We start from the raw sequence: 1,189 nt of genomic DNA, 5'->3' as shown, positions 1-1,189 counted from the left end.
GCACCGCGGTAGCTAACTGTCTCAAGACCTGCCGGAACAGGGCTGAGGGATGCGCTGAGAAGCGGGCTGTTTGCCAGAGGGCGCGGATCGAGACCTCCGTTGTTTGTGCGGCTCACTCCGCGGAGTTGTGGATCGGTGTTCACCGCCGAGTTACCGGTTTGCGCGATGAGCGCATTGGCTGCAGACGTTTGTCCTTCGGCTGCCACTCCGTTGAAACGGCCCCATGTGCTGTTATTCACAAGAAGTTCGGTGCCCACGCGTGCCGCTGTGTTGGTGTCGTCAATGCGGACGAGGTTGCCCCCGAAGTCATCGAAAACCGAGTTGTGCCATTGCCCGGCATAGTTGTCCTTCATGCGGAAGAGCGTGCCCTGCGAGGATACCGCTCCTGTCCGTCCCGCGCCAAGAAGTGTCGCGTTATAAACTTTGGCAGAAGTTAGAGGGGTGCCGGTTTTCGAGGAACCGTTACCGCCGTCAAGCTCACTGACGTTTTCAACCGTGTTGGAACCGTCCGGGAAATCCTCACGGATTGCGAAAGCAAATTGGATTGTACCAGCATAGCCTTCGTCCATATCGAATGCCTCATCCTCGTTGAATGCGGCAACCAGGTTTTTGCAGTTCACTGTGCCGCCGAACCATTCGAAGCCATCGTCGGAGTTATTGAAAACCTCGACGTGCTCGATGGTTGTGCCGCTGCCAACACCACCCATGGTGAGGCCATTGACTTCATCATCCTGGGCAATCGCTTGACCACCGAAGCGGATGGAAACGTATTTAAACACCCCGGAATTATCCGCCGGGTTGGCTGTGCCTGCTGTAAGTGTCGCTGTTCCAGATGAAGCTTTCCCGTTATCCTGGCCGTATTCGATCAGATCGCCAAAGCCATCGAAGTCGAGGTCCGCACCGGAAGGAATACCTTCGATTTTGTTTTCTCCCAGGTTTGTATTACCAGTGGTCGCTCCGGTGAACGGATTACCCGAAACATAGAAGTTGATTGGTGCGTTACCGAGGATGATCACGCCGCCCCACTGGCCGTTATCGCCGATCTGCGGAGCATTTGGGAAGTTGGTTGGATCCGTGCGATGATTGTAATCATCCATCGATGTGAAGATGATCGGGTTCTGCGCGGTGCCTTCCGCAAAGATTTGGGAGCCACGGCAGACTACAAGTGTTCTGTCGCTCGATGCGATCA

At 55.3% G+C, this 1,189-nt stretch carries 1 pseudogene; it reads right to left on the bottom strand.

Features of this window, described 5'->3' with window-relative positions:
* Positions 1–1,189 (bottom strand): annotated as a pseudogene (locus ACFSSA_RS15715) (hypothetical protein); the annotation flags it as partial.

The sequence above is a fragment of the Luteolibacter algae genome (assembly GCF_042683045.1).
In the GTDB taxonomy this organism is placed as follows: domain Bacteria; phylum Verrucomicrobiota; class Verrucomicrobiia; order Verrucomicrobiales; family Akkermansiaceae; genus Luteolibacter; species Luteolibacter algae.
This window is presented reverse-complemented; position numbering and strand designations above follow the sequence as displayed.